The organism is Mesorhizobium sp. M2D.F.Ca.ET.226.01.1.1, from assembly GCF_004022705.2.
Classification (GTDB): Bacteria; Pseudomonadota; Alphaproteobacteria; order Rhizobiales; family Rhizobiaceae; genus Mesorhizobium.
This window is the reverse complement of record NZ_RZOY02000107.1, coordinates 1-305: the sequence shown is the minus strand read 5'-3', so window position 1 is coordinate 305 and position 305 is coordinate 1. Positions and strand designations below refer to the sequence as shown.

The window sequence follows — 305 nt, the reverse complement described above, 5'->3', positions numbered from 1 at the left end:
CGCGCCGAGCGGCGTGGTCGAGTTCGACTCCGACCAGGAGGGCGCGGCGATCCTCGGCGGCGATGCCGGCGCCATCATCCAGTATTCCGGCAACGCGTTGAAGGCCGACGATCCGGCCCAGACCAAGGTTGCCGGCAAGCTCGATTTCGGCGTCGTGCCGAAACAGCAGTCGGCGATCGCCCAGATGGGCATCTTCATCGCCGGCGTGCCCAAATCGGCGCCCAACAAGGCGAACTCGATCGAGTTCCTGAAGTGGTATGTCAGCGCCGAAACCCAGGCCAAGCTGTCGGAAGCCGGCTCGATCC

Annotated in this window: 1 protein-coding gene; it reads left to right on the top strand. The window is 65.6% G+C overall.

What is annotated here, in order from left to right:
• On the top strand, window positions 1–305 hold a 305-nt coding region (locus tag EN869_RS33980), incomplete at both ends, for an extracellular solute-binding protein (RefSeq protein ID WP_135916160.1).